The organism is Actinoplanes sp. NPDC051633, assembly GCF_040681735.1.
Lineage (GTDB): Bacteria > Actinomycetota > Actinomycetes > Mycobacteriales > Micromonosporaceae > Actinoplanes.
This window is the reverse complement of record NZ_JBFAZH010000695.1, coordinates 1-4,206: the sequence shown is the minus strand read 5'-3', so window position 1 is coordinate 4,206 and position 4,206 is coordinate 1. Positions and strand designations below refer to the sequence as shown.

The following is a 4,206-nucleotide window of genomic DNA, read 5'->3' as shown; positions in this document are numbered from 1 at the left end:
GGCCCAGTCGCAAGTCGGGCTCAGTGCGGCCCGTGAGGCTGATCGTTGATCCAGGCCCAGGTCCGGCCGGTGGCAGGAGCAAGAGTGGTAGGCCAGGCACCGTCATGCCGCGGAGACAGGTGGCTGAGCTACCACTTCCGGTACTGCCAGCGGACAAATCGACCACAGTGGTAGCTCACGCGCCCTTCCGAGGGCCTGAAAGGCGGCTGAGCTACCACTTCGGCGTTGCCGGCGGACAAATCGACCACAGTGGTAGCCCATGTGCCTATCCGAAGGCCAGAAAGGCAGCTGAGCTACCACTCCGGGATAGTGCACACCCGGACAACGAACTCAGGCTGCCGCTCCCGGACCTAGGGCAATCTGCCGCTTCGCCGTCTCAGCTGTGCGGGCAGGAGGATCAGGGTCGTCAGTGCGCCGGCGACGGCCAGGCCGACCAGCGACGCGGACCATCCGTTGGCCGGGTCGATGCCCAGGTCCTGCTGCCGCTGGGCCCACCAGGTCGTCCATCCGGCGCCCGTGCTCGTGAGCTGGGTCGGCAGGGTGAGCTGGAAGGCGGCGAACCCGGCGGCCCACGGCAGCAGCAGCGCGGGCCGGGCGGGAGCCGTGTCGGACACGTCCCAGCGGCTGCGCGGCAGGTGGTAGGCGACGAGGAAGACCCCGATCAGGGGTACGAACACCGCGCCGATCAGGAACAGGAACGGCTCGTACGCGGTGACGTCGAAGGCCAGGGCGAGCAGCGTCGACAGGATGCCGACCGCCACCGCGAGCACCCGCCGGTCCACGCGGGCCGTGAGGTTCCTCGTGGACTCCGCGGTGGAGTAGATGTTCGCGAACGCCTCGTCGACCTCGACCACCAGCAGGACGAGCACCGCCACCACGCCGAGCGGGACGGCCAGCAGCGCGTCGATCACGTCGAGCCCGGAGCGCCCGTACGCGGCCAGCGCCAGCACCCCGAGCAGGAAGAACGCGATCGTCGCGGCGCCGTAGCCGACCGCCGTGCCGGCGAACGCGGTCCGTGCCCCGCGCACGTGCCGGGTGTAGTCGGCGGCGAGCGGGAACCACGACACCGGCAGCGCGATCACGACGTCGACCGCCGACCAGAACGATGCCGTCCCCGGACCGGCCGGCGGCGGAACCGGATGCGACAGCACCCGGACGAAGAGGTAGGCGACGACCGCCAGCGCGACCCACACCAGGTAGCGCGCCAGCAACCGGATCGCGCCGAGCGGGCGCACCGCCATCATGGTGGCCAGCACGCCGGCGGCGAGCGCGAAGGGCCAGAACGGCGCGTCGAGGGCGCGTGCCGCGACCGACCCGATGATCATGATCTCGAAGGTGGCCCAGCCGACGCACTGCACGACGTTGAAGACGGTCGGCAGCGCCGAGATGCGCCGGCCGAACAACCCGCGCATGAGCACCATCGCGGGCACCCCCTCGCGCGCCCCGGCGGCGGCCCCGAGCCCCAGCAGCGTGGCGCCGATCACCGCGCCGACGACGATCGCCAGGACGGTGACCGACAGCGGGCGGCCGGGCAGCAGGGCGAACGCCGCCGCCACCGGCAGCAGCAGGCTGATCCCGAGATTGGCCCAGAGGCCGGTGGTGTCCCACAATCCGAGCATGCGGGAACGGTCGACAATGGACTGCGACGGCATCCGTACTCCCTACGCCGGCATTACCCGGTCAGGTTCCAACGGTCGACGACGCCAGCCGTCCTCTCAGCCCGGTCGCTCCGAGCTCCCGCAAGTGCGTCCCCACCTTACGACAAGCCCCGACGATGCCGCCGTCCTGACGGCAGACTGTGGGAATGGTCTACGTCCTCGAACTGGCCGGCCTGTACGTCTTCGCCACATCCGGCGCGCTGATGGCCGTACACAAGGGCTTCGACATCGTGGGAATCGCCGTGCTGGCGCTGCTCACCGCGCTCGGCGGTGGCATCCTGCGCGACCTGGTCATCGGGGACGTCCCGCCGGCCGCCTTCTCGAACGTGTACTACCTGCTGGTCCCGCTGATCGCCGCGGCGGTGACGTTCTTCGCCCATCCGCTGGTGCAGCGGCTCAGCTTCACCGTACTGGTCTTCGACGCCGCGGGCCTCGCGCTCTTCTGCGTCACCGGCACCCTCAAGGCCCTCGACTACCATCTCGGCTCGGTGCAGGCGGTCCTGCTCGGCGTCACCACGGCGGTCGGCGGCGGCGTGCTGCGCGACATCACGGCCCGCGAGACGCCCGCCCTGGTCCGGATGCACACCGACCTGTACGCGATCCCGGCCACGGCCGGCGCGATCGTCATCGCCGTCGCGAACCAGCTCCGCCTGCCAGAGGCGGCCTTCGCCATCGGCGCGGCGGTGTTCGTCTTCGCCTTCCGCATCGTCGCGATGCTCCGCAACTGGAAGGCCCCGCACGCCTGGGAGCGGAAGCGGCCGGTCTAGATGTCGCGCATCGCGCGGGCGATCGTCGCCCAGGAGTCCGGCGGCGGGACGTGACCGGCGCCGGGCAGGATCATCAGCCGGGCGCCCGGGACGGCGGCCGCGATGTCCCGGGCGGCGCGGTCGCGCAGCAAGCGATCGGCCTCGCCGTGCAGGACCAGCGCCGGAACCCGCATCTCGCGCAGCCGCGGCCCGTGCCACCGGGCGCGGATCTGCCGCCCCTGCGCGGAGACGTCACGGAAGCTGCGGATGCCGTGCTCCCGGTCGCGGGCAACGGTGGTCCGGGCGAAGTCGCCGCCGCCCGGATAGCCGGCCACCGCCATGATCGCCACCGCCAGCTCCTCGTCCGACCCGGCCCGGCGCGTCAGCCGGCCCAGCCGCAGCTGCGTACCCCACCGGAAGTACCGCAGCACCACCTTGGCCAGACCTGCGTCGCTGGAACCGGCGGCGTAACCGGTAAGCGTGCGGACCCGGTCCGGATGCCGCAGCGCGACCCGCTGCGCGACCACGCTTCCGAAGGACAACCCGAACAGATGCGCGTCCGCCAGGCCGAGGTGGTCGGCCACGGCGATCACGTCGTCGGTCAGGTCCTCGGCGCTGTACTGCACGGTGGCGCGGGTGGACTCGCCGGAGTCGCGTACATCGAGCACGATCGGCCGGAATCCCTCCGCCTGCAGCGCGGTGAGCAGGCCGGGCGGCCACCAGAAACGCGAGGCGGCGAGGCCCATCAGCATGAGGATCGGCTCGCCGCCGGGCGGGCCGAGATCGTCGTACGCGAGCCGGACGGCCCCGTTGACCGCGAACACGGCCCGAGTCTGCGCCCTCCCATGGCCGGGCGCTGTCGCCTGCCCGACGGTGTCAGGCCGGCCGGGGAGGGCGGTCCGAGGCCGGCCACACATAGGGCAGGTCGTCGGGTACGCCGGGGAAGAGCGCACCGTAGTGGTTCGGGTCCTTGCGCAGCAGCGCCGACTGATGACTCCGGTGGACGTCGGCGTCGCCGAGCCACGGTGGCAGGTCACCGGCCGCGGCGAGCTGCGCCTGGGTCCGCACGGCGGTTCCCGCGCCCAGATCGGTGACCAGGGTCGCGGCGCACGTGTCGGCCCGTCCGGTCGCGCACCAGACCGCGCACACGTCGAGGCCGTACCGGGTCAGCGCCTCCTCGTACCCGTGCCACATCTTCACCGCCGGGTGGTGCCGCCACCCGTACGTGGGCCAGGTGAGCCCGCGCAGGACCTGGATGGCCTCCACCCGCTGCTTGCCGAGCCTGCGCACGTCCAGTGCCGTGGCGCTGGCGATGAAATCCGGGTACGGCAGGAACGTCTGCACGCTCGGCCCCTCAGGGCGTGACCAGGGTGCGGACCCGGTCCGGGCCGATCGCCAGCAGCAGCGTGGGCAGGCGCGGCCCGGTGTCCCGCCCGGTGAGCAGCCGGTAGAGCAGGATGAAGAACCGGCGTTGCACGGCCTTGAGCTCGGCGGTGGGCGCGACGTCCAGCGGCAGGCCCAGGATCATCTTGGGTACGCCGTACACCAGCGTCGTCAGCCCGGCGAGGGACCAGTGCTCGTCCAGCCCGTCGACGAGCAGGCGCAGCGCCCGCACCTCGTCCTCCTCGAGGCCGGCCAGCAGCTCGGTGTCGGGCTCGCTGAGGACCTGCGTGCGCTGGTCGGCCGGCATCTGCTCGAGGGCCCAGTGGACGGCGCGGTCCAGCCGGGGCCGCACCTCCTCGAGGCTGTCGATCGGCCGGGCCGCATCGACGTCGTGCAGGATGCGCAGCATCTGCTTGGGC

General features: G+C 72.0%; 4 protein-coding genes, 1 pseudogene and 1 riboswitch. Of the genes and pseudogenes, 1 reads left to right on the top strand and 4 read right to left on the bottom strand.

Features of this window, described 5'->3' with window-relative positions; translation table 11 throughout:
- Positions 1 to 350: 350 nt before the first annotated feature.
- Positions 351 to 1,652: a cytosine permease gene (locus tag AB0M20_RS29970; RefSeq protein WP_364303673.1), complete on the bottom strand. Its 1,302-nt coding sequence runs from the start codon at positions 1,650 to 1,652 to the stop codon at positions 351 to 353.
- A riboswitch (TPP riboswitch) is annotated at positions 1,641 to 1,751 on the bottom strand. Its footprint overlaps the gene before it by 12 nt.
- Positions 1,752 to 1,804: 53 nt before the next feature.
- Between AB0M20_RS29970 and AB0M20_RS29965 the strand changes: the two genes are divergently transcribed.
- A complete protein-coding gene (locus AB0M20_RS29965) occupies positions 1,805 to 2,425 on the top strand; it encodes a trimeric intracellular cation channel family protein (RefSeq protein ID WP_364303672.1) in 621 nt (206 codons plus the stop codon).
- Here the strand turns inward: AB0M20_RS29965 and AB0M20_RS29960 are convergent.
- The 3 genes and pseudogenes from AB0M20_RS29960 to AB0M20_RS29950 all read right to left on the bottom strand — a co-directional run.
- Complete coding sequence (locus AB0M20_RS29960; RefSeq protein WP_364303671.1) at positions 2,422 to 3,228, bottom strand: alpha/beta hydrolase; 807 nt, start codon at positions 3,226 to 3,228, stop codon at positions 2,422 to 2,424. The genes AB0M20_RS29965 and AB0M20_RS29960 overlap by 4 nt on opposite strands.
- A 52-nt stretch (positions 3,229 to 3,280) precedes the next feature.
- Positions 3,281 to 3,748 carry an MSMEG_6728 family protein gene (locus AB0M20_RS29955; protein ID WP_364303670.1) on the bottom strand — a complete coding sequence of 156 codons (468 nt, stop codon included), beginning with the start codon at positions 3,746 to 3,748 and terminating at the stop codon, positions 3,281 to 3,283.
- Positions 3,749 to 3,758: 10 nt separating this feature from the next.
- Positions 3,759 to 4,206, bottom strand: a pseudogene (locus AB0M20_RS29950) (lysine--tRNA ligase); the annotation flags it as partial.

What these genes read in the sequence shown, in the direction of transcription:
- AB0M20_RS29970 (WP_364303673.1), bottom strand. Translation starts at nt 1,652, where the DNA reads ATGCCGTCGCAGTCCATTGTCGACCGTTCCCGCATGCTCGGATTGTGG.
- AB0M20_RS29965 (WP_364303672.1), top strand. Translation starts at nt 1,805, where the DNA reads ATGGTCTACGTCCTCGAACTGGCCGGCCTGTACGTCTTCGCCACATCC.